General features: G+C 70.3%; 26 protein-coding genes. 10 read left to right on the plus strand and 16 right to left on the minus strand.

What is annotated here, in order from left to right; all coding sequences use genetic code 11:
* Positions 1–119: 119 nt before the first annotated feature.
* The 5 genes from ACZ63I_RS18205 to ACZ63I_RS18225 are packed head-to-tail and all read right to left on the minus strand — an operon-like array spanning position 120 to position 6,054.
* Positions 120–1,553 carry a cellulose binding domain-containing protein gene (locus ACZ63I_RS18205; RefSeq protein WP_469339740.1) on the minus strand — a complete coding sequence of 478 codons (1,434 nt, stop codon included), beginning with the start codon at positions 1,551–1,553 and terminating at the stop codon, positions 120–122.
* Positions 1,550–3,070: a beta-N-acetylhexosaminidase gene (locus ACZ63I_RS18210; RefSeq protein ID WP_469339741.1), complete on the minus strand. Its 1,521-nt coding sequence runs from the start codon at positions 3,068–3,070 to the stop codon at positions 1,550–1,552. Before ACZ63I_RS18210 ends, ACZ63I_RS18205 begins: the two co-directional genes overlap by 4 nt.
* Before the next feature lie 13 nt (positions 3,071–3,083).
* Complete coding sequence (locus ACZ63I_RS18215) at positions 3,084–3,917, minus strand: carbohydrate ABC transporter permease (protein ID WP_469339743.1); 834 nt, start codon at positions 3,915–3,917, stop codon at positions 3,084–3,086.
* Complete coding sequence (locus ACZ63I_RS18220) at positions 3,914–4,825, minus strand: carbohydrate ABC transporter permease (RefSeq protein WP_469339744.1); 912 nt, start codon at positions 4,823–4,825, stop codon at positions 3,914–3,916. Before ACZ63I_RS18220 ends, ACZ63I_RS18215 begins: the two co-directional genes overlap by 4 nt.
* Positions 4,822–6,054, minus strand: a complete 1,233-nt coding sequence (locus ACZ63I_RS18225; RefSeq protein WP_469339962.1) for an extracellular solute-binding protein — start codon at positions 6,052–6,054, stop codon at positions 4,822–4,824. The genes ACZ63I_RS18220 and ACZ63I_RS18225 overlap by 4 nt, the downstream gene beginning before the upstream one ends.
* Here ACZ63I_RS18225 and ACZ63I_RS18230 point away from each other — a divergent pair.
* Both ACZ63I_RS18230 and ACZ63I_RS18235 read left to right on the plus strand, forming a co-directional pair.
* Positions 5,939–6,211 carry a hypothetical protein gene (locus ACZ63I_RS18230; RefSeq protein ID WP_469339995.1) on the plus strand — a complete coding sequence of 91 codons (273 nt, stop codon included), beginning with the start codon at positions 5,939–5,941 and terminating at the stop codon, positions 6,209–6,211. The two genes, ACZ63I_RS18225 and ACZ63I_RS18230, sit on opposite strands and share 116 nt — an antisense overlap.
* Before the next feature lie 71 nt (positions 6,212–6,282).
* Positions 6,283–7,113 (plus strand): GntR family transcriptional regulator, encoded by an 831-nt coding sequence (locus ACZ63I_RS18235; protein ID WP_469339746.1) that lies wholly within the window; start codon positions 6,283–6,285, stop codon positions 7,111–7,113.
* Between the two features lie 52 nt (positions 7,114–7,165).
* Here ACZ63I_RS18235 and ACZ63I_RS18240 read toward each other — a convergent pair whose 3' ends face one another.
* Positions 7,166–9,004: an MFS transporter gene (locus ACZ63I_RS18240; RefSeq protein WP_469339747.1), complete on the minus strand. Its 1,839-nt coding sequence runs from the start codon at positions 9,002–9,004 to the stop codon at positions 7,166–7,168.
* A 283-nt stretch (positions 9,005–9,287) separates the two neighbouring features.
* On the opposite strand from ACZ63I_RS18240, the gene ACZ63I_RS18245 reads away from it, so the two are divergent.
* Positions 9,288–9,503 carry a dodecin gene (locus ACZ63I_RS18245; RefSeq protein WP_469339749.1) on the plus strand — a complete coding sequence of 72 codons (216 nt, stop codon included), beginning with the start codon at positions 9,288–9,290 and terminating at the stop codon, positions 9,501–9,503.
* A 54-nt stretch (positions 9,504–9,557) separates the two neighbouring features.
* Positions 9,558–10,562, plus strand: coding sequence for an LLM class flavin-dependent oxidoreductase (locus ACZ63I_RS18250; RefSeq protein WP_469339750.1), 1,005 nt, complete (start codon positions 9,558–9,560; stop codon positions 10,560–10,562).
* A gap of 10 nt (positions 10,563–10,572) precedes the next feature.
* Here the strand turns inward: ACZ63I_RS18250 and ACZ63I_RS18255 are convergent, their stop codons facing one another.
* Genes ACZ63I_RS18255 through ACZ63I_RS18265 form a run of 3 tightly spaced genes read right to left on the minus strand, consistent with a single transcriptional unit; the run spans position 10,573 to position 13,992 of the window.
* Positions 10,573–11,319, minus strand: a complete 747-nt coding sequence (locus ACZ63I_RS18255) for a succinate dehydrogenase/fumarate reductase iron-sulfur subunit (protein WP_469339751.1) — start codon at positions 11,317–11,319, stop codon at positions 10,573–10,575.
* A complete protein-coding gene (locus tag ACZ63I_RS18260) occupies positions 11,316–13,283 on the minus strand; it encodes a fumarate reductase/succinate dehydrogenase flavoprotein subunit (protein WP_469339753.1) in 1,968 nt (655 codons plus the stop codon). Before ACZ63I_RS18260 ends, ACZ63I_RS18255 begins: the two co-directional genes overlap by 4 nt.
* Before the next feature lies 1 nt (position 13,284).
* The gene (locus tag ACZ63I_RS18265) at positions 13,285–13,992 is read right to left on the minus strand and encodes a succinate dehydrogenase cytochrome b subunit (RefSeq protein WP_469339754.1); all 708 of its coding nucleotides are present in this window, start codon (positions 13,990–13,992) and stop codon (positions 13,285–13,287) included.
* 82 nt (positions 13,993–14,074) lie between these two features.
* Between ACZ63I_RS18265 and ACZ63I_RS18270 the strand changes: the two genes are divergently transcribed.
* Complete coding sequence (locus ACZ63I_RS18270; protein WP_469339755.1) at positions 14,075–15,007, plus strand: LysR family transcriptional regulator; 933 nt, start codon at positions 14,075–14,077, stop codon at positions 15,005–15,007.
* A gap of 182 nt (positions 15,008–15,189) precedes the next feature.
* Here ACZ63I_RS18270 and ACZ63I_RS18275 read toward each other — a convergent pair whose 3' ends face one another.
* From ACZ63I_RS18275 to ACZ63I_RS18290, 4 genes are all read right to left on the minus strand, one after another.
* Positions 15,190–17,358, minus strand: coding sequence for a putative bifunctional diguanylate cyclase/phosphodiesterase (locus tag ACZ63I_RS18275; protein ID WP_469339964.1), 2,169 nt, complete (start codon positions 17,356–17,358; stop codon positions 15,190–15,192).
* Complete coding sequence (locus tag ACZ63I_RS18280; RefSeq protein WP_469339966.1) at positions 17,358–18,167, minus strand: SAM-dependent methyltransferase; 810 nt, start codon at positions 18,165–18,167, stop codon at positions 17,358–17,360. The genes ACZ63I_RS18275 and ACZ63I_RS18280 overlap by 1 nt, the downstream gene beginning before the upstream one ends.
* A 205-nt stretch (positions 18,168–18,372) precedes the next feature.
* On the minus strand, positions 18,373–19,296 hold the full coding sequence (locus ACZ63I_RS18285; RefSeq protein WP_469339757.1) for an SCO0930 family lipoprotein: 924 nt from the start codon (positions 19,294–19,296) through the stop codon (positions 18,373–18,375).
* Positions 19,297–19,591: 295 nt separating this feature from the next.
* Complete coding sequence (locus ACZ63I_RS18290; protein WP_469339758.1) at positions 19,592–19,939, minus strand: hypothetical protein; 348 nt, start codon at positions 19,937–19,939, stop codon at positions 19,592–19,594.
* Between the two features lie 16 nt (positions 19,940–19,955).
* Between ACZ63I_RS18290 and ACZ63I_RS18295 the strand changes: the two genes are divergently transcribed.
* The 3 genes from ACZ63I_RS18295 (at position 19,956) to ACZ63I_RS18305 (ending at position 21,595) form a co-directional block, all read left to right on the plus strand.
* Positions 19,956–20,087: a hypothetical protein gene (locus ACZ63I_RS18295; protein WP_469339759.1), complete on the plus strand. Its 132-nt coding sequence runs from the start codon at positions 19,956–19,958 to the stop codon at positions 20,085–20,087.
* Positions 20,088–20,101: 14 nt separating this feature from the next.
* On the plus strand, positions 20,102–20,866 hold the full coding sequence (locus tag ACZ63I_RS18300) for a bestrophin-like domain (RefSeq protein WP_469339760.1): 765 nt from the start codon (positions 20,102–20,104) through the stop codon (positions 20,864–20,866).
* Positions 20,867–21,061: 195 nt separating this feature from the next.
* The gene (locus tag ACZ63I_RS18305) at positions 21,062–21,595 is read left to right on the plus strand and encodes a hypothetical protein (RefSeq protein WP_469339761.1); all 534 of its coding nucleotides are present in this window, start codon (positions 21,062–21,064) and stop codon (positions 21,593–21,595) included.
* An 88-nt stretch (positions 21,596–21,683) separates the two neighbouring features.
* Here the strand turns inward: ACZ63I_RS18305 and ACZ63I_RS18310 are convergent, their stop codons facing one another.
* Positions 21,684–22,169 (minus strand): hypothetical protein, encoded by a 486-nt coding sequence (locus ACZ63I_RS18310; protein ID WP_469339763.1) that lies wholly within the window; start codon positions 22,167–22,169, stop codon positions 21,684–21,686.
* Positions 22,170–22,480: 311 nt separating this feature from the next.
* On the opposite strand from ACZ63I_RS18310, the gene ACZ63I_RS18315 reads away from it, so the two are divergent.
* A complete protein-coding gene (locus ACZ63I_RS18315) occupies positions 22,481–23,143 on the plus strand; it encodes a class F sortase (protein WP_041993669.1) in 663 nt (220 codons plus the stop codon).
* 25 nt (positions 23,144–23,168) lie between these two features.
* Here ACZ63I_RS18315 and ACZ63I_RS18320 read toward each other — a convergent pair whose 3' ends face one another.
* Positions 23,169–24,005, minus strand: a complete 837-nt coding sequence (locus ACZ63I_RS18320) for a polysaccharide deacetylase family protein (protein ID WP_469339765.1) — start codon at positions 24,003–24,005, stop codon at positions 23,169–23,171.
* Positions 24,006–24,159: 154 nt separating this feature from the next.
* On the opposite strand from ACZ63I_RS18320, the gene ACZ63I_RS18325 reads away from it, so the two are divergent.
* Positions 24,160–24,621, plus strand: coding sequence for a universal stress protein (locus ACZ63I_RS18325; RefSeq protein ID WP_041993662.1), 462 nt, complete (start codon positions 24,160–24,162; stop codon positions 24,619–24,621).
* Between the two features lie 52 nt (positions 24,622–24,673).
* On the opposite strand, the gene ACZ63I_RS18330 is transcribed toward ACZ63I_RS18325, so the two are convergent.
* Positions 24,674–25,870, minus strand: a complete 1,197-nt coding sequence (locus ACZ63I_RS18330; RefSeq protein ID WP_469339767.1) for a CapA family protein — start codon at positions 25,868–25,870, stop codon at positions 24,674–24,676.
* Positions 25,871–25,979: the final 109 nt, after the last annotated feature.

A 25,979-nucleotide genomic window follows, 5' to 3' on the forward strand; every position in this document is an offset into this window, starting at 1 on the left:
CGGGTGTGCCGATTTTGGTATGTACCAATGGGTCGGTCAAGTCCCGGCCCCGGACACCGGGGTGCGGGCGCCGTCCGGCACCCGCACCCCGGCCCCTCGTGACTACCTCTGACGACCCGTCAGCCGCCGTTCGGCACCGTGTCCTGGAACACCGTCCCCGCGCTGCGGTACGCGTTGACCTTGGCGCTGACCTGCGCGGGAGTCAGTACCTGGTCCTTGACGTGCAGGACGTAGTCGACCTTCTGGTCGTAGGCGCGCGGGGTCGAACTGGACTGGCCGCCGAAGTCGATCAGCCATTGGTTGAAGTTGATCGACATGGGCCGCTCGGGCAGGTACTGGGCGTCGTGCGTGCCGAAGAGCTGGCCGTCGATGTAGTACGTGATCGCGTTGTTGTCGATGGTGAGCACCAGGTCGTGCCAGCCGTTGTAGCTCGACCGGCCCTCGGTGTGCTGGTTGACCGCGACCCAGGGGTCGGGATTGTAGGTCTCCCATGAGGTGGTGTAGAGGATGTTGGACGACTCGCCCCAGCCGCCGTTGGGCAGGTACTCGAAGTCGTACTCCGCGTAGTCGTCAGCCATCGGCGCCTTGAGGTCGTTGATGGTGAAGAAGGTCTGGACGAGATGGTCGCCGTCGGGACCCGACTTCGGTGTGTCCGCGAACTTGACCCGGGCGGCGTAGGTCCCGTTCTTGAACTTCGTTGCCTGGGTGAGGACTTCGGTCTGTTCGGTGGTGCCGCCCGTGCCGGCGGTCGAGGTCTCCAGATTCATGATCGAGTTCGTCCCCTCCTTGGCGAAGGTGACGTTGTCGGGGGCCCAGGTGGCACCCGGGATGCCGGGTCCGCCCGAGTTGGCGCGCACACTCCAGCCGTGGCCGCTGATCGACGGGTCGGTGTACGAGGTGTAGTTGAAGTCGTCGAAGAGCGTCGCCCCGCCGGTGGGCGGATCGGTCGGCGGGTCGGTGGGCGGATCGGTGGGGCCGCCGGGGTCGTTGCCCGCGGGGGCGGTGCCCCAGACGAGTGCGCCGCCCACGGTCGCCGTGGCCTTGGTCCAGTCGCCGTACGAGGTCTGTGCGGGACCGAAGGAGTAGTCGTCGTTCTGGTTGAGCGACGCCCAGTTGGAGCGGTAGAAGCGCAACTGCATGTCGCTGGTGTCGGCGCCGGGCGCGAGGGTGCCGGCGCCCGCCGTGAAGCCGATCTCCAGATAGCGGTCGGCCGTCGCCGTCGGGTGGGCGAGGGTCCCGAAGGTGCCGGTGATGTTGCCGCAGCCCTTGACCGCCCAGGAGCAGGCGAAGGTGTACGAGGCGCCGGCGTCGGCCTTGAAGTAGTAGCGGACCTTGACGGTGCTGAGCGAGAGCGCCGAGCCCGAGGTGTTGACCACCTTGAACCACGGCTCCACCTGGTCGGATCCGGTGGAACTCTGGCGGTACTGCACCTTGACGGTGGGCGTGGCCGCCGAGGCGGGCAGGGCGGTGAGGGCGGCGCAGCCGAGGCCGGCCGCCGCGCCGAGCGCGACGGCGGTCCTGAAGCGTGCGGTGGCGGTCCTGCGTCTGTTCATCGACCGGTTTCCTCTCCTGACAGGGATGGTGCGGGGAGGTGGTGCGGTGGGCGGCCGGGCACATGGAGTGCGTCGAGCCGGGTTCGGTGGTGTGCGAGGCGGTCCTGGAATCCCGGCCAGTCGCGGTGGGCGGACCAGGCCGTCTCGGCGAGCGCGCACAGCCGGGGGAAGGCGAGATATTCGGCGTGCGCCTCGGTGGGGACGTACTCGGCCCACAACTGCGCCTGGGTGCCGAGGACATGGGCGGCGGCCTCGGGCTCCCAACCGGGCGGCGCGGGTTCGAGTGCGTACACGTCCCGCAGGGTGACGACCCCGCCGGGCTGGCCCGGCGGTTCGCCGGGGCGCTCGCTCTGCGGGTAGTCGAGGAAGGTGGACCGGTGCGGGGCCATGATGATGTCCTGGCCGCGCCGTGCGGCGGTCAGGCCGTGCGACTCCTCCAGCCACGGGGCCGCGGTGAAGCCGTCGGGCAGATCGCTGCCGGTGTCGGTCCAGCCGAGCGGGCGCCGGCCGTTCGCTGTGAGGTGCGCGCCGACCCGGCCGAGCAGCCAGCCGCGCAACGCCTCGGGATCGGCGAGTCCTTCGTCCGCGACCCTGCGGTGGGCGGCGGGCGACTGCCGCCACTCGACCATGGGGCACTCGTCGCCGCCGAGGTGCACGTAGCGCGAGGGGAAGGTGTCCATCACCTCGTCGAGCACGGTGCGGAAGAAGTCGACGACCTCGTCGTGGACGCCGAAGATGTTCTCGCTGACGCCCCAGCGGTCCCATACGGGGAGCCGGCGTCCTGGGACGTTGCCCAGCTCGGGGTAGGCGGCGAGCGCGGCCCGCGCGTGGCCGGGCAGCTCTATCTCCGGTACGACGGTGACGCCGCGCTCCGCCGCGTAGCCGACGAGGCCGGCCAGTTCCTGCCGGGTGTAGGCGCCGCCGTGCGGCAGACCGCCGATCTCGGTGAGTTTCGGGTAGCCGGCGACCGGCATCCGCCAGCCCTGATCGTCCGTCAGATGCAGGTGCAGCACGTTGAGTTTGTGCAGCGCGAGCAGGTCGGTGAACCGGTGCAGGAAGGAGATCGGCCGGAAGCGCCGGGCGACGTCGAGCATCACACCGCGCCAGGCGAACCGCGGCACGTCGGTGATCTGGACGCAGGGCAGCGTCCAGGGCGTACCGCGTACCGGGGTGTCCGACAGCGCCTGGGGCGGCAGGAGTTGGCGGATCGTCTGGATGCCGCGCAGCAGCCCGGCGGGGCGCGCGGCGCGCAGCAGGACGGCGTCGGTGCCGACGGTGAGGCCGTACCCCTCGTCGCCGAGGCCGCCGAGCGCCGGGTCGACGACGAGCACGACGCGGCCGTCGTCGGAGGCGGGCAGGGGCAGTCCGGTGGCGGGTGCGAGCAGGGTGCGCAGCAGGGTGGCGGCGGCGGTGGCACCGCCGGGCGCGGCCCGTACGGCGGTGTGGGCGTCGAGGGTGAACCTCCCGGGCAGTGTGCCCAGATGGGTGGGGCGTGGGACCAGTGGGGGTGCGGTCATCTCGGTGTTTCCCCTATCCCTTGACGGCGCCGCTGGTCATCCCGGTGGCGACCCTGCCCTGGAGCACCAGGAAGAGGGCCAGCACGGGCAGGGCGAAGAGGGTGGAGGCGGCCATGGTGGCGCCCCAGTCGGTGCCGAACACGTTGGAGAAGGACGACAGCCACACCGGCAGGGTGCGGTCGTCCTGGTTCTTGATGATGAGCATGTTGGCGAAGGCGAACTCGTTCCAGGCGGTGATGAAGCCGAAGAGCGAGGTGGCCAGCAGCCCGGGGGCGAGCAGCGGGAGGGTGATCCGGCGGAAGGCGTCGGCGCGGGTGCAGCCGTCGACCTGGGCCGCCTCCTCCAGCTCAACCGGGATGGCGGTGAGGAAGCCGCGCAGCGTGACGATGGTGAAGGGCAGTGTGATCATGAAGTAGATCAGCGTGAGCATGGACAGCTTGTCGAGCATGTCGGTGTCCCTGGCGATGATGTACATCGGGATCAACAGGGCTTCCCAGGGCGCGACCTGCGCGATGAAGACCATCAGGATGAAGCCTCTGCGGCCCCGCCAGCGCAGCCGGGCGACGGCGAAGGCCGCGCCGAGGGCGACGATCAGCGCGAGGACCACGCAGCAGCCGGTCACCAGGAGGCTGTTGCGCCAGAACAGCCAGAACCCGTCGGCGTGCACGGCCTTGTCGAAGTGGTCGAGGGTCAGTGAGGTGGGCAGGAAGACGGGGGTCTCGGACTGGATGTCGACGGTCGGCTTGAACGCGGTCAGCACCATCCAGTAGACGGGGAAGACCGAGCAGACGAAGACCAGCAGCGCCACCGCGTTGAGCGGCAGCCGGCGGGTGCGGCGGCGGATCATGCTTCTTCTGCCTCCTGCCGGAACATCTGCCGGAAGTAGACGACGAGGACGGCGACGAGCAGCAGCACGGTGATGGTGGAGGCGGCGGCCGACAGGTCGTAGCGGTGCAGGGACTGGGCGACCCGGTAGGCGTAGACGGGCAGGGTGGTCGTGGCGTCGCCGGGGCCGCCCTTGCTGATGGCCCAGATCTGGGCGAAGCAGCGGAAGACCCAGATGACTTCGAGGCACAGCACGAGCCCGAACAGGGGCCGCAGCATGGGCAGGGTGACGGAGCGGAAGATCCGGGCGGCGCCGGCGCCGTCGATGCGGGCCGACTCGTACAGCTCGGCGGGGACGGTCAGCAGCGCCGCGTGCAGGGTGATGGCGGCGAACGGCACGGACTGCCAGACGACGAGGGTGACCAGGATGGTGAAGGTCGCGCTGCCGTCGGCGAACCAGGAGTAGTTCTCGTACGAGTCGAAGCCGAGCTGGACCAGCAGCCAGTTGACCACGCCGAGCCGGGAGGCGAACAGCCACTGGAAGACGGTGGTGGTGGCGATGACGGGGCTGGCCCAGGCGAGGACCAGGCCGCACATCACCAGCAGCCGCATCTTCCGCCCGAGGTGCTGGAGCAGCAGCGCGACTCCGGTGGCCAGCACCATGATCAGGACGACATTGATCCCGGTCCACCAGAAGGTCCGCCGCACCACCTCCCAGAACTCGTCGTCGTCCAGGATCTCCCGGTAGTTGGCGAGCCCGGCGAACGAGGCGCCGCCCCTGATGAGTTCGCCGAGGCCGTAGTGCTGGAAGGAGATGACCAGGTTGCGGACGAGCGGATACGCGAGGAGGTAGCCGGCGCCGAGCACGGTGGGGGCGATCAGCAGATACGGCCAGAGCGCCCCGCGTGCGGCCCTGGGGGCCGCCGTCATGAGCCGAGCGTCTTGGTGATGCTGGTCGAGGCGGTCTTCGCCGCCTCGGCGGGGTCGCTGCCGGTGAGCACCGCCGTCATGTACTGCTTGATCGGGTTGGTGGCCTCGACGGCCGCCCACTGGGGCGAGTTGGGGGTGGCCCTGCCGCGTGCGGCGCCCGCCGCCATCGCGGCCGTGCCCGGGTCGCCCTGGACGGCCTTGGCGAGCGAGGTCCTGTTGGGGACGTAGCTCATGGTCCTGGCCATGTCGGTCTGCCACTTGTCGCCGGTGAGTGCCTTGACGACCTGGTAGGCGGCGTCGTGGTGGGCCGACGCCTCGGGGATGACGAGGTCGGAGCCGCCGGTGAAGACGGAGCCGGGGGTGCCGGCGTCCTTGCCCGGTATCGGGAAGAAGCCGATCTTCCCCTTGAGCGCGGGGTTGGTCTCCTCGATGAGCTTGGCCCCGCCGGGTACGGAGATGATCTGGGCGACGTCGCCCTTGGCGAACACCTCGGCCTGCGGCGGTTTGGCCTCGTCGGAGTCCTTGGGGCCCTTGCCGAGCGCCTGGAGGCGCCGGTAGAAGTCCATGCCGGCCAGCGCCTGGGGGGTGTCCAGGGTGCCCTGCCAGCTCCCGCCGGTACGGGTGGCGAGGTCGCCGCCCTCGTCCCAGATGAAGCCCGCCAGGGTGTACCAGTTCTGCCCCGGCAGGTAAATCCCTTGCGTGGCACCCTTGTTGAGCTTCGCCGTGGCGGCGAGCCAGTCGGCCTGGGTGGTGGGCGGCGCGGTGACGCCGGCCCGGGTGAAGAGGTCCTTGTTGTAGACGACGACCCGGTTCGCCGCGTACCAGGGGATGCCGTACTGCTTGCCGTCGATCTTCCCGGGGCCCGCGAGCCCCGGCAGCCAGTCGGCGCCTGACAGGTCCTCGGTGCGGTCCGTCAGGTCCTCGACGCCGCCGCTGGCCGCGTACTGGGCCACCTGGGTGTTGCCGACCTCCATGACGTCGGGGGCGTCCTTGCTGGCCAGGGCTGCGGTGATCTTCTCGCCTATGCCGTCCCACTCCTGGATCTGGATGTCCAGGTCGATGTCCTTGTGGGCCTTGGCGAAGTCCTGCTCGAAGCGGTTGAGGAAGGCGTCGGTGACGCTGTCCTTCATGATCCAGACGGTGAGTTTCTGCGGTCCCGCGGACGTGCCGGAGGACGAACTGCAGGCGCTGAGTGCCAGGGCCGCAGCGAGTGCTGCGGAACCGGCGATGAAGCGGATCTTCACGGACCACCCCGATGGGATACTGACCAATTGGTCAAGTGGTAAAGCGCGTGACCAGAAGGTGGCATGGACCAATGTTGCCGTCAAGACCCTTGAAAACATTGACCTTCGTCGTCACATGGGCGGTACGTGCCGGTTACCATGACACTTACCAGTTGACCAGTTAGGATCGCCGTAGCGCGGCACAGCCCGCCAGAAGTAGGAGAGGTCAAATCCATGGGGAGTGGCTCGTCGGGTGGTGGCGTGCTCAAGCGGGAGCGGGTACGGGAGCACCTGCTCGGCCTGATCGAGGCGGGCCGCCCGGGGGACGCCATCCCGTCCGAACGTACGCTCTGTGCCGAACTCGGCGTGTCACGGCCCACGTTGCGGATGGCCGTGGACGAACTCGTCGCCACGGGGCAGCTCGTCAGGGAGCACGGCCGCGGCATGTTCGTCGCGCCCGCCAAGATCACCCAGGAACTCACCTCGGACGACACCGCGTTCGTCGTCCCGCGCGCGTCGGGCGCCTGGTCGAGCCGGATCCTGGAGCGCGCCGCGATCCAGGCGGGCGCCAGGATCGGCCGCAAGCTGCGGGTGTCCCCCGCCGCCGAGCTGATCTACATCGCCCGGCTGCGCCTGGTCGACGGCGCGCCCATCGCGATCGAGCACCTGCACATCCCCGCCGAGCTGGCCCCCGCGCTCACCCCGCAGGAGCTGGAGGCCGGCGATCTCTACGACCATCTGCGCGAGCACCACCAGTTGTACGTGCACGAGGCCACCCAGTCGATCGAGCCGACCGTGGTCAACGAGGCGGAGGCGGCCGTGCTCGACGTACCGGTGCTCTCCCCCGCGCTGCTCATCGAGCGGCTGACCCTGGACACCTCGGGCCGGCCCGTGGAGTACGTGCACTCGCTCTACCGCGGCGACCGCTACCGGATCGTCTCGCGGCTCGCGCTCGGCAGCCCCGCCCCGCGCGCCCGTACCGGCGGCCACCATCCGGGCATCCCGCCGGGCGACTTCGCGCACGACGGGATCATCACGTCGTCCACCACGGGAGACGCCTACTGACCCGCGGTGCGCGGGTCAGCAGGCGTCATCCCGTCCAGGAGAGCCGGTCAGGTCAGTCCTGCGGCTGCTTGGCGGGGTCCGGTCCGTCCCCGCTCACCGGGCCGCCTTCGTCGGGCACGACCAGCTCCGACAGGGTGAGTCCCGACTCGCCGGACACCGCGGCCAGTTCCGAGCCGAGGGACTCGGGGGCGACCACGGTGTGCTTGCGGCCCAGCGGGCCCGTCAGCAGCGAGGAGACGGCGGCGACCACGCAGGCGGCCACCGCGAACCAGAAGGCGATGACGAGGCCCTGGTGGAAGGGGCCCGAGATCAGATGCGGGAAGAACTCCTTGCCGGTGACCTTCGCGCCGCCGTCGGGCAGCTTGGACAACTGGTCCCCGAGCAGTTCCTTGAACGGGTTGTAGCCGAGGAACGCGGCGAACAGCACGGCGATCGGCGGCAGATGGGAGACGTTCTGCGCGACGCTCTCCGGCACCCCCTGGGCGAGCAGCCCGTCGTGCATCGCGCTCGGCAGGTTGCTGGACAGGCCGACGATCATCAGGCTGAAGAAGATGCCGATGGACAGCACGGACGACGAGTTCTGGAAGGTCGCCGTCATCCCCGCGCCCACCCCGCGCGACCTGGCGGGCAGCGCGTTCATGATCTCGGCGCGGTTCGGGGAGGAGAACAGACCCGAGCCGAGGCCGTTGACGAACAGCAGGACCGCGAAGATCCAGTAGTTGAAGTCGGTCGGCAGCTCCATCAGGGCCACGAACCCGGCGCCGGTGATCAGCGCGCCGACGACGGTGAACATCCGGGCCCCGAAGCGGTCGGAGAGCCAGCCGGAGAGCGGCGCCGACAGCAGGAAGCCGACGGTCAGCGGGATCATGTAGATGCCCGCCCACAGCGGGGTCTTCTCGAAGCTGTAGCCGTGCAGCGGCAGCCAGATCCCCTGGAGCCACATGATCAGCATGAACTGCAGACCACCGCGGCCGAGCGCCATCAGCAGGCTGGCGATGTTGCCCGCGGTGAAGGCGCGCAGCTTGAACAGCGAGAGCCGGAAGAGCGGCTCCGCCACCTTCATCTCGATCCAGACGAAGATGCCGAGCACCGCGAGGCCGCCGATCAGGGCGGCGAGCACCATCGGGTTCAGCCAGCCCATGGTGGACGAGCCGTAGGGCTGGATGCCGTACGTGATGCCGACGAGCACGGCGATCAGGCCGACGGCGAAGGTGATGTTCCCCCACCAGTCCATCTTGGCCTTGAAGCGCGCGCCCGTGTCGTGCAGCTTCATGTACGCCCAGATGGTGCCGAAGATCCCGAAGGGCACGGAGACCAGGAAGATCAGCTTCCAGCTCACCGGCGCCAGCACGCCGCCGAGGATCAGACCGATGAACGAGCCCGCGATGGCGGCGATGGAGTTGATGCCGAGCGCCGTGCCCCGCTGGTGCGTGGGGAAGGCGTCGGTCAGGATCGCCGTCGAGTTGGCGAAGAGCAGTGCGCCGCCGATGCCCTGGGCGATGCGCCAGCCGATCAGCCACAGGGCGCCGGCGCTGCCGTCGAAGTAGGTCAGCGAGAGGGCGATCGAACAGAGGGTGAAGACGGCGAAGCCCATGTTGTACATGCGGACCCGACCGAACATGTCGCCGAGCCTGCCGAACGTCACCACGAGCACGGCCGTGACGACCATGAACCCCATCAGCATCCAGAGCAGATAGCTGGTGTTCGCCGAGTCCAGCGGATCCAGATGGATACCGCGGAAGATGTCAGGCAGTGCGATCAGGACGATCGACTGGTTGATCATCACCATCAGGACACCGAGGGTGGTGTTCGACAGCGCGATCCACTTGTAGTGCTCTCCTGGGCCGTCGGTCCGCGGTGACTTCGCGGCGCTCTGGTGAGTTATGCCCACAATTGCCGTTGCTCCTTCACGTACGCCCTGCCCCCCGCTGACCGCAGATGCAGACCGATGGTCAATGCATGCAATCTATCCCTTGCGTGTGACTTACATATGTCCGGGAGATAGGAACATCCGATCGGACGGGGTTCGACCGGCCTGGGCAGGCCGAATCCGCAGGCCGAACCCATGACGCAGATCACACGACGGTGTCCGCATCGCGGACCACCGGGGTGTACGGCACGGTGGAGTGGACACCCGTCACACCCGTACCGCGCGACGAAGTGGAGTCCAGCCCATGTCTGAGCACACCTACCGGGTCACCGAGATCGTCGGCACCTCCCCCGAAGGCGTCGACAAGGCCATCCGCAACGGCATCAGCCGCGCCTCGCAGACGCTGCGCGGCCTCGACTGGTTCGAGGTGACGGAGGTACGCGGCCACATCGTCGACGGCGAGATCGACCACTACCAGGTGGGGCTCAAGGTCGGCTTCCGCCTCGACGACGGCGAGTGAGGCCGCTCCCGGCCCGGCGGGGAATCCCCCCGGGCCGGGAGCGTTGGACTGAGGGTGAGCATCACGGCCGGCATCCCGTTCTCCGTACTGGACCGCTCCCGGACCCGGCAGGGCAGGGACGGTCCGCAGGTGCTGCGCGACACCGTGCGGTTCGCCGGGCGGATCGAGGAGCTGGGCTACCACCGGTTCTGGGTCTCCGAGCACCACAGCGTGCCGGGCGTCGCCGGTTCGGCGCCCACCGTGCTCGCCGCGGCCGTGGCGGCGGCCACAGCCACGATCCGGGTCGGCACCGGCGGGGTGATGCTGCCCAACCACCAGCCGCTCGTCGTCGCCGAGCAGTTCGGCGTGCTGGAGTCGCTGTTCCCCGGCCGGATCGACATGGGCCTCGGCCGGTCCGTCGGGTTCACCGACGGGATACGCAAGGCGCTCGGCCGGGACAAGCAGGACGCGGACGACTTCCCCCGGCACCTCGCCGAGCTGCTGGGCTACTTCACCGGCGAGCAGAGCGCCCATCCGCAGGTGCACGCCCACCCGGCGGAGGGGCTGCGGCTGCCCGCGTTCGTGCTGGCCACCGGAAAGGGCGCGCAGGTGGCCGCTGATGCCGGGCTGCCGCTGGTCATCGCCGCCGTACGGGGCGAGGACGCCATGGTCCGGGCCATCGAGGGGTACCGCGCGCGGTTCCGGCCGTCCGCCTGGGGCGAGCGGCCGTACGTGGTGGTCTCGGGCACCGTCGCGGTCGGCGCGACGACGGAGGAGGCCCGCCGGCTGCTGCTCCCCGAGGCGTGGTCGACGGCGTACTCCCGCACCCATGGCGCGTTCCCGCCGCTCGTCCCCGTCGAGACGGTGCTGAACACCCCGATGAGCGAGCGGGAGCGCACGCTCTTCGAGGAGGCGCGGCGCGGTCAGCTCCACGGCACGGCCGACGAGGTGTCCGCGGCGCTCGACAAGCTGCTGGCGCGCACCGGGGCCGACGAGTTCCTGGTCACGACCAGCACGTACGACGGCGACGCGCTGCTCGACTCGTACCGCCGGCTGGCGGAGCTGCGCGAGCTGCGTTAGCGGGCGGGCGTCAGCGGGCGACCTTGCGGTTGGCGCGCAGCCACTCCTTGTTCATCGACGTGATCGACATCAGCGGGATCCCCTTGGGGCAGGCCGTGGCGCATTCGCCGGCCAGGGTGCAGCCGCCGAAGCCCTCGTCGTCCATGGTCGCGACCATGTCGAGCACCCGGGTCTCACGCTCGGGCGCGCCCTGCGGGAGTACGTTGAGGTGGTTGATCTTCGCCGAGGTGAAGAGCATCGCCGAGCCGTTGGGGCAGGCGGCCACACACGCGCCGCAGCCGATGCACTCGGCGTGCTCGAAGGCGAAGTCCGCGTCCGGCTTGGGCACTTGCGTGGCGTGCGCCTCGGGCGCGGCACCGGTGGGCGCGGTGATGTACCCGCCGGAGCCGATGATCCGGTCGAAGGCCGAGCGGTCCACCACGAGGTCCTTGACGACGGGGAAGGCCCCGGCCCGCCAGGGTTCGACGTCGATGGTGTCGCCGTCCTTGAAGTGGCGCATGTGCAGTTGGCAGGTGGTGGTGCGCTCGGGGCCGTGGGCGTCGCCGTTGATGACGACGCCGCAGGCGCCGCAGATGCCCTCGCGGCAGTCGTGGTCGAAGGCGACCGGCTGGTCGCCCTTGAGGATGAGTTCCTCGTTGAGGGTGTCGAGCATCTCCAGGAACGACATGTCCTCGGAGATGTCGTCGATGGCGTAGGTGACCATCGCGCCGGGCGCCGCCGCGTCGCGCTGACGCCAGACGCGCAGGGTGAGCTTCATGCGTAGCTCCGCTGAGTGGGGTGGACGTACTCGAAGACGAGGTCTTCCTTGTGCAGGACGGGCGCCGCGCCGGTGCCGTGGTACTCCCAGGCGGCCGCGTACGAGAACTCCTCGTCGCGGCGGGCCGCCTCACCGCTCTCGGTCTGCGACTCCTCGCGGAAGTGGCCGCCGCAGGACTCGGCGCGGTGCAGCGCGTCGAGGCAGATCAGTTCGGCCAGTTCCAGGTAGTCGACGATGCGGTTGGCCTTCTCCAGCGACTGGTTCAGCTCCTCGCCGGTGCCCGGCACCTTGATCCGGCGCCAGAACTCCTCGCGGATCTGCGGGATCCGGTCGAGCGCCTTACGCAGCCCGTCCTCCGTGCGGGCCATCCCGCAGTATTCCCAGAGCAGTTCGCCGATCTCCTTGTGGAAGGAGTCGGGGGTGCGGTCGCCGTCGACGGCGAGCAGCAGCCGCAGCCGGTCCTCGGTGTCGGCGACGGCCTCCTCGACGGCCGGGTGCGTGTGGTCGACGGGGTCGAGGTGCGGGTTGCGCGCCAAGTAGTCGTTGAGCGTGGCGGGCAGGACGAAGTAGCCGTCGGCGAGGCCCTGCATCAGCGCTGAGGCGCCGAGCCGGTTGGCACCGTGGTCGGAGAAGTTGGCCTCGCCGATCGCGAACAGCCCCGGCAGCGTGGTCTGGAGGTCGTAGTCGACCCACAGGCCGCCCATCGTGTAGTGGATGGCCGGGTAGATGCGCATGGGCACCTCGTACGGGTTCTCGGCGGTGATCCGCTCGTACATCTCGAAGAGGTTGCCGTACTTCTCCTCGACGGCCTTGCGGCCGAGCCTGCCGATGGCGTCGGCGAAGTCGAGGTACACGCCCTGGGCGCCGGGACCGACGCCGCGGCCCTCGTCGCAGACGTTCTTCGCGGCGCGTGAGGCGATGTCGCGCGGGACGAGATTGCCGAAGGACGGGTAGATCCGCTCCAGGTAGTAGTCGCGCTCGTCCTCCGGGATCTCGGCGGGCGGCCGGGCGTCGCCGCGCGCCTTGGGCACCCAGATCCGGCCGTCGTTGCGCAGCGACTCGCTCATCAGGGTCAGCTTGGACTGGTGGTCGCCCGAGCGCGGGATGCAGGTGGGGTGGATCTGGGTGAAGCAGGGGTTGGCGAAGTAGGCGCCGCGCCGGTGGGCCCGCCAGACGGCGGTGGCGTTGCTGTTCTTGGCGTTGGTCGAGAGGTAGAAGACATTGCCGTAGCCGCCGGAGGCGAGCACGACGGCGTCGGCGAAGTACGTGGAGACCTTGCCGGTGATCAGGTCCCGGGCGACGATGCCCCGTGCCCGGCCGTCCACGACGATCAGGTCGAGCATCTCGGTGCGCGGATGCATCTCGACCCCGCCGGCGGCGATCTGCCGGGACAGCGCCTGGTAGGCGCCGAGGAGCAGTTGCTGGCCTGTCTGGCCGCGCGCGTAGAACGTACGGGAGACCTGGACGCCGCCGAAGGAGCGGGTGTCGAGCAGGCCGCCGTACTCGCGCGCGAAGGGCACGCCCTGGGCGACGCACTGGTCGATGATCTCGACGGAGACCTCGGCGAGCCGGTGCACGTTGGACTCGCGTGAGCGGAAGTCGCCGCCCTTGACGGTGTCGTAGAACAGCCGCTGGATCGAGTCGCCGTCGTTGCGGTAGTTCTTGGCCGCGTTGATGCCGCCCTGGGCGGCGATGGAGTGGGCCCGGCGCGGGGAGTCCTGGTAGCAGAACTGGACGACGTGGTAGCCCTGTTCGGCGAGGGTGGCGCCGGCGGCTCCGCCGGCCAGGCCGGTGCCGACGACGATCACGGTGTGCTTGCGGCGGTTGGCGGGGTTGACGAGCTTGGCCTCGAAGCGGCGCCGGTTCCAGCGCTCGGCCACCGGGCCCTCGGGGGCCTTGGTGTCCGTGATCGGCTCTCCGGTGGTGTACTCGGTGTAGTCGTTGGGTTCGCTCGGTGCGTTCATTTCAGTTCACCAGTCCGGTCATCACGGAGACGGGCACGACGATGAAGCCGGCGGTCAGCACCAGCGCCAGCAGGTTGGCCGCGGCCTTGAGCACGCGCTCCCTGGTGGGGCTGCCGACGCCGAGCGTCTGCGCCGCGCTCCAGAAGCCGTGCTGGATGTGCAGCCCGAGGGCGAGCATCGCGACGATGTAGATGACGTCGTTCCACCAGCGGGAGAAGGTGTCCACGACGTTCTCGTACGGGTGGCCCTCCTGGAAGCCGCCGGAGTGCACGGTCCCCGTCGTCAGGTCGAGAATGTGCCAGACGATGAACAGGGCGAGGATGATCCCGCCCCAGCGCATGGTGCGGGTGGCGTAGCTCGCGCGCTGCCGCTTGTGCGCGTACTTCACCGGCCGCGCCGCGAGGTCGCGGCGGCTGAGCTGGTAGGCGCAGACGCCGTGCAGGACGACGGCGGCGACGAGTGCCACGCGGAGGATCCACAGGGCCCAGGAGTAGTGCAGCACCGGCTCGCCCATGGTGCGCAGCCAGTGGGCGTAGCCGTTGAAGCTGTCGAGGCCGAAGAAGATCTTGAGGTTGCCGTACATGTGGGCGACCAGGTAGCCGAGCATGACAAGCCCGCTCACTGCCATGATCGTCTTCTTGCCGACCGTCGATCCCCACAGGGTGCGGGGCAGGGACGGGCGTTTGTCCGTCCGCGTTGCCAGAGCCATGTGCATGACGCTAAGCGCCACAGATCGAGAGGTCCAAGACATGGTGCGGCTTATGTCGATAGGCGGGGCCTATCATGTCATCGTGCAGTTCCATCAGCTTCACTACTTCGTGGCCGTCGCCGAGACCCGGCACTTCACGCACGCGGCCGAGCGGGTGCATGTCGCGCAGCCCTCGCTGTCCCAGCAGATCAAGTCGCTGGAGAACGAGCTGGGGGCCGAGCTGTTCAGCCGGGCGCGCGGCAATGTCTCCCTCACCGAGGCCGGCGAGGCGCTGCTCCCGCTGGCCCGGCGCATCCTCGCCGACGCCGAGACCGCACGGCGCGAGGTGCAGGAACTGGTCCAGTTGCGGCGCGGCCGGATCAGGCTCGGCGCGCCGCCCAGCCTGTGCACGGGGCTGCTGCCCGAGGTGCTGCGCGCCTTCCACGACCTGCACCCCGGTATCGAGCTGCTGATCGAGGAGAGCGGCTCGCACGACCTGGTACGCGACCTGGCGCGCGGCGCGCTCGATCTGGCGCTGGTGGTGCTGCCGCTGCCGACGCCCTCACCGGCGCTGAGCACCGTCGAACTGCTCCAGGAGGACCTGGTCGTGGTCTCGTCGGCGGCGAGCCCCGCGCCGCGCAGGCCGGTGCGTATCGCGGATCTGCAGGGCCAGCCGCTGGTGATGTTCCGGCACGGCTACGACCTGCGCGAGCTGACCGTCGCCGCCTGCCGGGCTGCCGGGTTCGAGCCGTCGTTCACCGTCGAGGGCGGCGAGATGGACGCCGTCCTGGGCTTCGTACGGGCGGGCCTCGGGGTCGCCGTCGTACCGAGCATGGTCGCGACCCGCGCGGGCCGCGACCTGCGCGTCACTCCCCTGGCCAGACCGGGCCTGCGCCGCACGATCGCCCTCGCCCACCGTACGGACGTGGCACCGCCGCGCGCCGCGCGGGAACTCCAACGGGTGCTGCTGTCAACCCAGGCGGCCCGCCCGGCCGGGACCGAAGCGGACGGCGCCTGGGGCCTGTCTGACACATAGCGCCGTCCGCCCGCAGGGCGGGGCTTGCGGCGTCTGGTGCGTGCGATCGCAAGGCGGAGGGTCGTCCTCGTACTGGAGATACGCCGACAAGCCCGCCGAGCCCGACGAGCCCGCCGAGCCCGACAACGCGGCGAGCGTGCGTGCCAGGCGTCGCAAGCCAGGCGGGATGTGTCAGACAGGCCCTAGACCGCGTCCACCAGCAGCAGCCTGTGCAGTTGGCTCGGTGGGCCCGGCCGCGCGTAGTACCAGCCCTGTGCCGTGTCGCAGCCCAGCCGGCGCAGGTGGTCGGCCTGGGCGCCCGTTTCGACGCCCTCCACCGTCACCGCCAGATCCAGGCTGTGCGCGAGCGAGACGATGCCCTCGACGATCTTGAGGTCGACCACGTCGGCCGGGTGCTGCTGCATGCCCTGCGTGAAGGAACGATCCAGCTTGAGGACGCTCACCGGCAGCCGGCGCAGGTTCGCCAGGTTCGAGTAGCCGGTGCCGAAGTCGTCCAGCGCTATCTCCACGCCCATCTCGGCGAGTTGGCGCAGCGGCTTGAGCAGGTCCTCGTCGGCGCCGATCAGCGCCGACTCGGTGACCTCCAGGCAGAGCGCGCCCGGCGGCAGGCCGACGCGTTCCAGGATGTCGACCGTGTCGGCGACGAGCCCGGGGTGGTGCAACTGGGTCGGCGAGAGGTTGACGTTGACGGTCAGCAGCCCCGGCGCCGCGCCCTCGGGGCGGTCGTCCTGCCACAGCATCGCCTGGCGTACGGACTGCTCCAGCACCCAGCGGCCGAGCGGCACGATCAGCCCCGTGCGCTCGGCGAGCGCGATGAAGCGGTCGGGGGCGAGCACGCCGTGCTGCGGGTGGTGCCAGCGCACCAGCGCCTCCGCGCCGTGCACGGTGGCGTCGTCGAGCCGTACCAGCGGCTGGTACTCGATGAAGAACTCGTCGCGCTCCAGCGCGGCCGGCAGCGCCGTGGTCAGGCCGTGCCGGGTGATGGCGCGGGCGTCGGCCTCCGGGTCGGCCAGCTCGAAGCGGTTGCCGCCCGCCGCCTTGGCCCGGTACATCGTGATGTCAGCGCTGCGCAGCACCGCCGCCGCCGTGTGGTCGGCGGCGAGTCCCTCCACCACGCCGATGCTGCCCCGGACGGTGAACTCCCTGCCGTCGAGCCGGATCGGGGTGGCGAGCGCGCCGAGGATCCGGGAGGCCAGGTCGGCGACCTCGGTCTGGGTGTCGGGCCCGGTGGTCAGCGCCACGAACTCGTCGCCGCCGAGCCGCGCGACCATCTCGCCCGGCGCCGTGGCGCAGCTCTGCAGCCGGTCGGCGACCTCGACCAGCAGCCGGTCGCCCGACGAGTGGCCGAGGCTGTCGTTGATGGCCTTGAAGCCGTCGAGATCGAGGTAGCAGAGTCCGAAGCGCGCGTTGTCGGGCGCCGCGAGGGTCTTGTCGAGCCGTTCGAAGAACAGCGTCCGGTTGGGCAGTCCGGTCAGCGCGTCGTGCGTCGCCTCGTAGCGCAGCCGCAGATTGAGCAGCCTGCGCTCGGTGGTGTCCTCCAGCAGCGCGAGCTGGTACTGCGGCTGCCCCTCGGCGTCCCGCAGCAGCGAGAACGTCAGATTGGTCCACAGGACCGTGCCGTCGTTGCGGTAGAAGGGCTTCTCCGCCCGGAAGTGCTCGCGCTCGCCGCGCACCAGTTCGCCGTGCAGCCGCCAGACCTGCGGGCGGTCCTCGGGGTGGACCCACTGGTTGACGTTGCGGCTGCGCACATGGTGTTCGAGCCCGCCGAACATCTTGGTGAGGGTGTCGTTGACCTCCAGCACATTGCCTTCGAGGTCGGCGATGACGATGCCGATGGCCGCGCCCTCGAAGACGGCCAGGAACCGGGCCTGGGTGGCGTGCAGCGCCTCCTCTGCGCTGCTGCGCGCCGAGAGGGCCGAGCGGGCGATGGCCTCCTGCTCGGCGAGGGTGCGCTCGCGCAGCGCCTGGGCGAAGCCGCCGGCCAGCGCGTGCTGCAGCCGGGCGCAGCGTGCCCTGCCCTCCTCGGCGCCGAGTTCGTCCGTGCCGCAGTAGAGGACCAGGTACGAGTCGACGACGCCGAGCGTACGGGCGAGCGCCTCGGGGTCGGTGCAGCGCAGCGCCACCAGGGCGGTGCCCACCCGCTGCGCCGGCGCGTTGTCGAAGTGGCGCGCGTGCAGCGCCAGGTTCAACTCCCGGGCCAGCGGCAGCAGGAGCTTCTCGAACTCGGGGCGGGTCAGCGACGTGGCCGCCGACGGGAAGACCGCCCGGCTCCAGATCGTCGCGAACCGGCGGAGTCTGTCTTCCAGGCCGTCCGGGTCCGCTGCGGAGCCCGACGCCTGCGACGGCACCATCACGCCGTGCGCCCCACCCCGGCGAAGCCCGCGAAGGCGAACGGATCCGCCTGGGCCACGGGGGTGTCGGGCCGCCACTCGGGCATCGCGACCAGCCCGGGTTCGACCAAGTCGAAGCCGTCGAAGAAGCGCGCGATCTCCGCCCGGCCGCGCATCACCAGCGGATTGCGGATGGTGCGGTAGACGCCGACGGCGCCGTCCGTCTGCTCCTCGGGGACGGGGATGCCCTCGTACGAGGCGTGCGTGAGGATCAGCAGGCTGCCGGGGGCGAGCGCGTCCCGCAGCTCGGCGACGGCCTCGTACGGCTTGTCGGCGTCCTCCAGGAAGTGCAGGACGGCGACGAGGAGCAGCGCGACCGGCCGCTCCAGGTCCAGCAGCCGGGCCTCGGCGCCCGCCAGGATCTCCTGCGGCTTGCGGAGGTCGGCGGCCAGCACGACAGCGTTGTCGTTGTCGGCGAGCACCGCCTCGCTGTGGGCGACGGCGACCGGGTCGTGGTCGACGTACAGCACGCGTGCGGCGGGCTCGGCGGCCTGCGCTACCTCGTGCACATTTCCGAAGGTGGGAATGCCGGAGCCGATGTCGAGGAACTGGGTGATGCCGTCGTCCAGGGCGAAATTCACGGCGCGGCGCAGGAATGCGCGGTTCGCCTTCATGATCGCCGGAAGACCCGGCACGAAGCCGATTGCCTTCCGCGCGGCTTCCCTGTCCACCTCGAAATTGTGCGAACCGCCCAAATAGTAGTCGTAAATGCGGGAAACGCTCGGCATCGATATGTCGATGCCTCGCGGGGCCCAGGCGGGACGCTCCATCGATGTCTCCAACAAGTCGCCACGGTTGCGGCCGGGACGCGGCCGGTTGTTCGAAGCGAGGCTACTGATCGACCGCCAAGAGAGCGAGCCCAAACGGAAATTAGAGATCCGTTCTTGGTCACACACCGGTGGCACATGCGGCCGGTCCGCCCTCGTGCCGGGGGGCAGGAGGGCGGACCAGTGGGCCGAAGGCGCGACGTGGGGACTACTTGGGCGCTCCGACCGGCTTGGCGTCGGGCGATGCGGCGAACCAAGTGCCGCCCACGCCCTGACCATTGACATCACCGGGCTTCTTGTCACCGGCAAAGGTATAGACGGGCCAGCAGTCGACACTCTGCTGCTTGAGTCCGTCGGGACGGTTGAAGGTCACGAATCCCTTCTTGATGATCCCCTTCGTGTCCTTAATGTCGAGGGGGGCGACAACCGGCCACTTGTCGAGGCAGGCCCCGGTGCAGGCGGACTTCATCGGCCAGGCCGAGTCCTTGGTGAACCGGTAGACCGTCATTCCGCGCGCGTCCACCATGATGTCGCCGAGTTTCGGGTCCTTGCGGACGGAGAGTCCCGGCAGGTCGGCGGTGGCGGCGGCCGGTGCGGCCTTCTTGCCGTCGGGGGCGGCTGCGAACCACGTTCCGCCGACGCCCTGCCCGGTCGCGTCACCGGGGTTGGCGTCCTTCGCGTAGCGGTACATCGGCCAGCCGGCGATGGTCAGTTGCTTGGTGCCGTCGGCCCTGGTGACCTCGCCGATCAGCGAGGGGTCGACGCCGGGGGCCGCCTCGGCGCCGTCGGCGGCGACGATCGGCCAGGCGGTCGCGCAGGCGCCCTCGCAGTTCGACTTGGGCGGGCTCGCGGTGTCCTTGTCGAACCGGTAGAGCGTGAATCCCGCGCTGTCCGTGACGACCTTGCCGAGCTTCCCGCTGTCCCAGACGGCGAGTTGACCTGCGGGCTTGGCCGCCTCCGCCTTGGTGTCGGCGCCGTATCCGCTGTCCGTCCCGTAGCCGCCCGCAGCGGGCTGGGCGGCCCCGACGGACTGGCCGTTGGTCTGCGTGCCCTTTTCCTGACCGCACGCCGTCGTCAGCGCCAATACGGCCACCGCGGCCACCACGAGCGAGGCGTTCCGCCTGCTGTTCATGTCAACTCCCGTTTTCTGCAAGCTAGTTGAAGCGCCCGGGTGCGCCGTTCATGGCCCTAGGTACGGGCGGCGGGGTGCTCAGCGTTCAAAGCGGCCGAAAAAAACTTGTGAATCGAGAATGCGTGCCCACCAAATCCCCCTATCTGGGGGAATCCAGCGGACTACCGGCGCGCCGCGAGAAATCCGAGTCCAATATCTCGCCCGTGTACGGATCCCACGCCGGACGGCTGCTGGCTGCCTCGGCGCTCCTCTGGCTGCTCGCGGCTCCGGTGCCCGCCACCGCCGATAGCTGCGCCTATGCCTCGCTCGGCCCCGGCGGGTGGACGGCGGTCGCCCACGCCGGCGACAACGACTGCTGGCCGACGCCCACCCCCACCCCGCCGCCCGAACCGCCACCGCCGCCACCGCCCCCGCCACCACCGCCGCCGCCTCCGCCGAAACCGCCGAAGCCGAAGCCGCCGGCTCCGCCGCCGAAGCCGACCCCGCCGCCCCCGCGGGTGACGCCCCAGCCACCGCCGCCGCGCCCCGCGCCCCGGCCGCCGAGGCCGACGCCACCGCCCCCGGCGCCGCCACCGGCTCCCGAACCGGCTGCCCCGCCGCCGCCGAAGCCGAAGCCGACCCCGTCACCGACCCCGTCCGTCACCCCCTCGCCGTCCCCGGTGGCGCTGCCCGCCTACCACAAGGCAGTACGCAAGCAGCCGAGGAAGGGCACATCGCCCGTCCTGATGATGCTGATGATCACGGCTCCGGCCGTACTCGCCGTGGCCGTACTGCGGCCACGTGCCCGCTGAACCATGGAGACCCCATGCAGGAATGGCTCGTTCTGAGCATCGCGATGGCCGCCGCGTGCGTCGTCGTCCTCACCATCGTCATCATCAACAACCGCCGTATCGGAGAGGACGACGATCCCACCGAGACCCCCGACGTCATGGACTACATGACGATGATGATCGGCGTGATCTACGCGATCGTGCTGGGTCTGGCGATCGCCGGCGTCTGGGAGGCGCGTGGCAGCGCCCAGGAGAACGTGCGCCAGGAGGCCCAGTCCCTGCACGAGGTGCAGCAGCGCGTGCAGGTCTATCCGCCCGAGGTACGCGACCGGATCCGCGGCGACATCGACACGTACGTCCAGTACGTCGTGAAGACCGAATGGCCGCACATGTCCGAGCACGAGGCCCTGAGCAAGCGGGGCACGACGCTCTTCGACCAGATCCGCCGCGATGTCACGCAGTACGCGCCGAAGACCGACCTGGAGGGACAGGCGTACCAGCCGCTCGTCGACGCGGTGGCGGCGGCGGACGACGCCAGAGGGGCGCGCGGGGAGAACGCGGGCGCGACCATGCCGGGGGTCGTCTGGTTCGGGCTGATCATCGGAGCCGTGGTCACGGTGGGGCTGATCTTCCTGCTGCAGATCCGGCGCACGTTCCGGGAGTTGCTGCTGGCAGGGCTGTTCAGCGTGCTGATCGCCTTCCTGCTCTTCCTCATCTGGGACTTCGACGCCCCCTACGGCCGCGGCATCGCGGCGACGGCGGGGCCGTTCCTCGATCTGTTCCCCGGCATCAAGTCCTGATCCGTCCTCATCCCGCCCGTACACGTCAGGTCCGGCACGGATGTCCGCCGCCCGGGGGACATCCGTGCCCCATTCGCCCGACAGCGTTCGCGGGTGTGATAGTGCGCTCCTAGCGTTTCGGGCATCGAGGTGCATTCCACGCCATGTGCGGAAATCGGTTCCGCGACTGCTCCTCGGGGACCCGGAGGACTCACCATGCGCGTGATACGTGCCGCATCCGCCGCTCTGCTGGGAGCGGCGGCGCTCGCCCTCACCGCCCCCGTCGCCACCGCGGCGCCCGAAGGCAACATCACGCCGTTCGGCTTCTCCGTCACCCCGTCGACGATCGCGGCGGGCGGCAAGGTGACGCTCTCGGTCACCGACTGCGACGAGAGCGCGACGGCGTCCTCCGCCGTCTTCGACAACGTGACGATCCCCAAGGGCCGGACGGCGACGGCCACCGTCGACTTCGACGCCAAGCGCGGCGCCGTCTACAAGGTGACCTTCACCTGCGACGGCAGCTCGGGCACGACCAACCTGACCATCGCGGGCGCCGGCCCTTCGCCGCGGCCCACACCGACGGTCAGCGCGGCCACGATCGCGCCGACCGCCGGGGTCAGGGGCGGTCTCGGCGGCAGCGTCGGCGGGGTGTCCACGGCGCAGATCGTCGCGGGCACGGCGCTGGTGATGGCCGCGGCCACCGGCACCATCTACGTGGCGCGCCGGCGCGCCGAGGGGCGCGGTCACTGACCGCGCAGCCGACCGCACGACAGCCCGTCGCCCCGGGTCCTGAACCAGGACCCGGGGCGACGGGCGTTCGGGGAGTACGGGAAGCGGGTCAGACGGCCGAGCCGCTCATCCGGCGCCGGCGTGCGATGAACAGCGAACCGCCGACGGCCGCCGTCGCGACGAGGCTCGCGCCGATCGCCATCTCCGTCGAGCTCGGTCCGACGCTGCCGCCGAGGCCGCCCAGCGCGCCCCGCCCGGAGAGGACGGTGAACTGCTGCGACACCGTGTTGGGGTTGTCGTTGCACTTCACGGTGAGGCTGTACCGGCCGGGGGTGGCGTTGTTGTAGATCCGCGCCGTGGTGCTGACGTGCCCGGACTCCACCGACGGCAGCTTGGCCTTCGGGAAGGCGTTGGACGAGACCCAGCCGCCGTGGCCGCAGCCGTCGGCGGAGATCTGGATCGTGCCGCCCGGGTGGACCGCCGACGGGTTGACCATGACGTTGGAAGGACCGTTGTTGGCGGCGGCCAGTGGGGCGGAGAGCGCCACGGCCGCGCAGGCGGTAGCGGTCACCGCGAGAGCGCGTGAAGCACGCATCGTTGAACCTCCAGTGGAAGACGCCCCAAAGCGGTGCTCCGGGAAATTCGACGAGTACGCCTTCCATGACGAACCATCACCGGACGCCACATCCGTCGCATGTCGGCACTGGTCCACCCCGGTGAGCCGACACGCCGTCAGACGGCCTCGCGCCGTGGCCCAGCCGCAGGTCACGGCCCATCAGAAGTTTTATGTGCCGAATACTCTGATGGGTCACCGCGGGCCCGGGGGCCACCCGTTCGCCCGCCAGTGATCGCCGCGGCGGCACCGCGCGCTTAGCGTGCCGTACAGGTGCCGACGAAGGGAGAACCATGGGCCAGGACCACAGCGGCCCGGAGTCCAGGAAACGGGCGCCCTGGGGCGTGCTGGCTCTCGTGATGCTCACCGGGATCGCGCTGATGCGCAACGGCGTCGACGTACCGCTGGGACCCCCGCAGCCCGCCTCCGCCGCCTCGCTGGACGGTCTGCACCGGGACCCGGCCGCCGCAGCCGTGCCCGCGACCCGGGTGAAGCCGCTGCCGTACGCCCCGATGTCCCGGGTGCGGATCCCCGAGATCAAGGTGGACGCGCCCGTGATGGAGGTGGGTACGGACGCCGACGGCTGGATCGAGGCCCCGCCGCCGCAGGACCCGAACATGGCCGGCTGGTACCAGAACGGGATCGCACCGGGCCAGCGCGGCACGTCGGTGGTCGTGGGCCATGTCGACAACGAGTCGGGGCCCGCCGTCTTCTACGGCCTCGGGGCCCTCAAGAAGGGCGAGCACGTCGAGGTGAAGCGGTTCGACGACAAGGTCGCCGTGTTCAAGATCTACGGGGTCGAGGTCTTCGCCAAGAAGGACTTCCCCGGCGCCCGGGTGTACGGCGACACCGGGTACCCGGAGCTGCGGGTGATCACCTGCGGCGGTGGCTACTCGAAGGCCGGCGGCTACGACGGCAACGTCGTGGTCTTCGCCCGGCTGGTCAGCACCCGCTGACCAGCCGGGTCAGGGGGCCGGCGGATCAGGGGTGCGGCAGCACCGCGCTGTAGCCCGCGTCGACGAGTTCGGGCAGATAGCGGCGGAGCGCCGCCACGCTCTGGTCGCGCTTGCCGCCCCCGTCGTGCGAGAGCACCACCACGCCCGGCTTGGCGCCGCCGAGCACGGTACGCACGATCTTGTCGGTGCCGGGCCGGGTCCAGTCGAGGGTGTCGACGGTCCAGGCGAGCGGCTCCATGCCCAGGGCGGCGCCGAGTGCGAAGGCCTGCTTGTTCCAGGCTCCGTAGGGCGCGCGGAACCAGGACGGCGCGGTGCCGGTGGTCTTCTCGATCAGCTCGCTGGTCCGCTCCATCTCGCTCTTGATCTTCGCGGGGGTGAGGGTGGGCAGCTCGGGGTGGGTCCAGGTGTGGTTGCCGATGAGGTGGCCCTCGTCCGCCGCACGGCGCAGCACGTCGGGGTAGTACGAGGCCATCTCGCCGCAGACGAAGAACATGGCGTGCACGTCGTGCTCGCGCAGCACGGTCAGGATCTCGGGGGTCCAGGTGGGGTCGGGGCCGTCGTCGAAGGTGAGCACGACGGACCGGCCGAGGCCGGTCAGTTCCAGGAAGGGCTCCTTGCGCACGGGCGGCGCCGGGGCGCGGTAGCCGGGCGGGTTCTCGGCGGTCATGGGGCGCAGCCGGTAGGCGGACGGTTTGAGCTTCGCCGCCGCCTGCGGCCCGGCGGCCGGCGGGGGCGCGGCCGGGTGGCCGGGGGTCTGGGCCTGTCCCGCGCTGATGACCCTCGCGGTGACGGCGGCGGCTCCGAAGCAGGCGGCGATCCGCAGGACGCGTCGGCGGCCCGGGATCATCTGGTCCTTTTTCATGACCAATGGCTCGCACGGTGCCCGCTCACGGGGGCTGACCAACACGGGTGTCGGGGTGAAAGCACCCGATGGAACCAGCCTGACCGGCGCTTGAGTCCGGCCGAAGGGGAGACCGGAGGTGGACACTCCGGCGGGAGCGGATAGCCTGCGTGCCGTGACTGACCAGCAGCCCACCCAGTTCGAACGCGGTACCGACGGTCCGAAAGTGATCGTCGTGGGCGTGGACGGATCCCAGTCGTCGTTCCGTGCCGCCTCCTACGCCGGGGGCCTCGCCCGCCGGCAGAAGGCGCTGCTCGCCATCGTCTACGTACAGCCCGTGCTGCCGGCCGGAGCGTCGCTCGGCGCGCCGGTCGCCGACACCACCGGGCAGATCGCCGAGGAACTGATCGAGGAACTGCGGCAGTCCACCGAGCGGGTCAAGGACATATGGGATGTGCGCTGGGAGTTCCACACCTTCCGCGGCGATCCGTTCAACGGCCTGGTCACGGCGGCCGACGAACTGAAGGCGGACGCGGTGGTCGTGGGCGCTTCGGAGTCGGCGGGGCACCGGATCGTCGGATCGGTCGCGGTACGGCTGGTGAAGGCGGGCCGGTGGCCGGTCACGGTCGTCCCGTAACCGGCCGGTCGGCCTGCGCGGCGGCCCGTACGGCGGCCGCCGCAGGGGCGGGTCAGTGGCCCATCGTGAGTCCGTCGGCCGCGGCGCCGCGGCTGAGCACCGCCTCGCTGATCGCGGACTGCGCCTCGCGGTAGTCACCGCGCCCGGGTGAGCGGTCGAGCGCGGCGGGCAGGTTGACCACGCGGCCCGCGTTCGTGTCCATCCACTCGGGGATGAACTCGGCCTTCTTCACGGTCCAGCGCGCGCCCTCGGCCGCCGGTGGCGCGAAGGTGAACCGGCCGATGGAGCCTTGGTCGCCGCGCGGGTCCTGCTGGTCCTGGTAGTTGACCATCGAGCCGGCGATCTGGTCGCCCATGCCGTAGATCACCCAGGTGCCGTTGACCTTCTCGTACGCCTGCGGGACGTGCGCGTGCGTGCCGAGGATCAGATCGATGTCGGGCCTGCCGTCCGTGGTGGCCGCGGTGAGCGCCTTGGCGAGGCTCAACTGCTGTGCGTCGGGGGCCGGTTCCCACTCGGTGCCCCAGTGCATGCTGACCACCACCACATCGGCCCCGGCCTCGCGGGCGGCGCGCGCGTCGTCGATGATCTTCCGCTGGTCGATCAGCCCGACCGCCCACGGCTGGCCGTCCGGGAGCGGGATGTCGTTCGTGCCGTAGGTGTAGGCGAGTTGGGCGACCTTCGCGCCGCCCGCCGTCATCATGGCCGGGCGCCTGGCCTCGGCCGCCGAGCGGGCGGAGCCCGCGTGCTTGACGCCGGCCTTGTCGAGCGCGTCGAGGGTGCGGCGCACGCCCTGCGAGCCGTCGTCGAGCGTGTGGTTCGAGGCGGTCGAGCAGGAGTCGTAGCCGGTGTCCCGCAGGGCGCGGGCGATCTCGGGCGGGGACTTGAAGGACGGGTAGCCGGTGTACGGGCCGCCGTCGGCGCCGTACACGGTCTCCATGTGGCAGATCGCCACGTCGGCGCCCGAGACGATCGGCCGTACCGCCGAGAGCATCGGCCGGAAGTCGTAACCGGCGCCGTTCGCGTCGGCGTTCGCCTGCCGGATGACCGAGTCGTGCGGCAGGACGTCACCGGAGGCGACGAGGGTGAAGCCGCGCCGGGGGACGGCGCCGCCCGCCGCTGACGGCGGTGGTGAGCCCGCGTGGGGCGATTCGGGAGGAGGGGCCTTGGCGGGGGCCCCGCAGGCCGCCACGGCGGACCCGAGGAGGAGCGCGGCGACCGCCGCCGCTCCCTGTTGTGTGCGCTTCGTCATGAGGCACTCCACTGCATGAGGGATATAAACGTAATAAATCCCTATAGGCATATAAAAGGACTTCAAGGAGCCGGGCCGGACGAGTCGCCGGAATGGTCGAACGCCGCGC

Source organism: Streptomyces sp. NPDC087906 (assembly GCF_055584925.1).

Excerpts from the sequence above, each read along its gene's own strand:
- ACZ63I_RS18205 (WP_469339740.1), bottom strand. The coding sequence starts at position 1,553 with ATGAACAGACGCAGGACCGCCACCGCACGCTTCAGGACCGCCGTCGCG.
- ACZ63I_RS18210 (WP_469339741.1), bottom strand. The coding sequence starts at position 3,070 with ATGACCGCACCCCCACTGGTCCCACGCCCCACCCATCTGGGCACACTG.
- ACZ63I_RS18215 (WP_469339743.1), bottom strand. The coding sequence starts at position 3,917 with ATGATCCGCCGCCGCACCCGCCGGCTGCCGCTCAACGCGGTGGCGCTG.
- ACZ63I_RS18220 (WP_469339744.1), bottom strand. The coding sequence starts at position 4,825 with ATGACGGCGGCCCCCAGGGCCGCACGCGGGGCGCTCTGGCCGTATCTG.
- ACZ63I_RS18235 (WP_469339746.1), top strand. The coding sequence starts at position 6,283 with ATGGGGAGTGGCTCGTCGGGTGGTGGCGTGCTCAAGCGGGAGCGGGTA.
- ACZ63I_RS18245 (WP_469339749.1), top strand. The coding sequence starts at position 9,288 with ATGTCTGAGCACACCTACCGGGTCACCGAGATCGTCGGCACCTCCCCC.
- ACZ63I_RS18255 (WP_469339751.1), bottom strand. The coding sequence starts at position 11,319 with ATGAAGCTCACCCTGCGCGTCTGGCGTCAGCGCGACGCGGCGGCGCCC.
- ACZ63I_RS18260 (WP_469339753.1), bottom strand. The coding sequence starts at position 13,283 with ATGAACGCACCGAGCGAACCCAACGACTACACCGAGTACACCACCGGA.
- ACZ63I_RS18265 (WP_469339754.1), bottom strand. The coding sequence starts at position 13,992 with ATGGCTCTGGCAACGCGGACGGACAAACGCCCGTCCCTGCCCCGCACC.
- ACZ63I_RS18275 (WP_469339964.1), bottom strand. The coding sequence starts at position 17,358 with ATGGTGCCGTCGCAGGCGTCGGGCTCCGCAGCGGACCCGGACGGCCTG.
- ACZ63I_RS18280 (WP_469339966.1), bottom strand. The coding sequence starts at position 18,167 with ATGGAGCGTCCCGCCTGGGCCCCGCGAGGCATCGACATATCGATGCCG.
- ACZ63I_RS18285 (WP_469339757.1), bottom strand. The coding sequence starts at position 19,296 with ATGAACAGCAGGCGGAACGCCTCGCTCGTGGTGGCCGCGGTGGCCGTA.
- ACZ63I_RS18300 (WP_469339760.1), top strand. The coding sequence starts at position 20,102 with ATGCAGGAATGGCTCGTTCTGAGCATCGCGATGGCCGCCGCGTGCGTC.
- ACZ63I_RS18305 (WP_469339761.1), top strand. The coding sequence starts at position 21,062 with ATGCGCGTGATACGTGCCGCATCCGCCGCTCTGCTGGGAGCGGCGGCG.
- ACZ63I_RS18310 (WP_469339763.1), bottom strand. The coding sequence starts at position 22,169 with ATGCGTGCTTCACGCGCTCTCGCGGTGACCGCTACCGCCTGCGCGGCC.
- ACZ63I_RS18315 (WP_041993669.1), top strand. The coding sequence starts at position 22,481 with ATGGGCCAGGACCACAGCGGCCCGGAGTCCAGGAAACGGGCGCCCTGG.
- ACZ63I_RS18320 (WP_469339765.1), bottom strand. The coding sequence starts at position 24,005 with ATGAAAAAGGACCAGATGATCCCGGGCCGCCGACGCGTCCTGCGGATC.
- ACZ63I_RS18330 (WP_469339767.1), bottom strand. The coding sequence starts at position 25,870 with ATGACGAAGCGCACACAACAGGGAGCGGCGGCGGTCGCCGCGCTCCTC.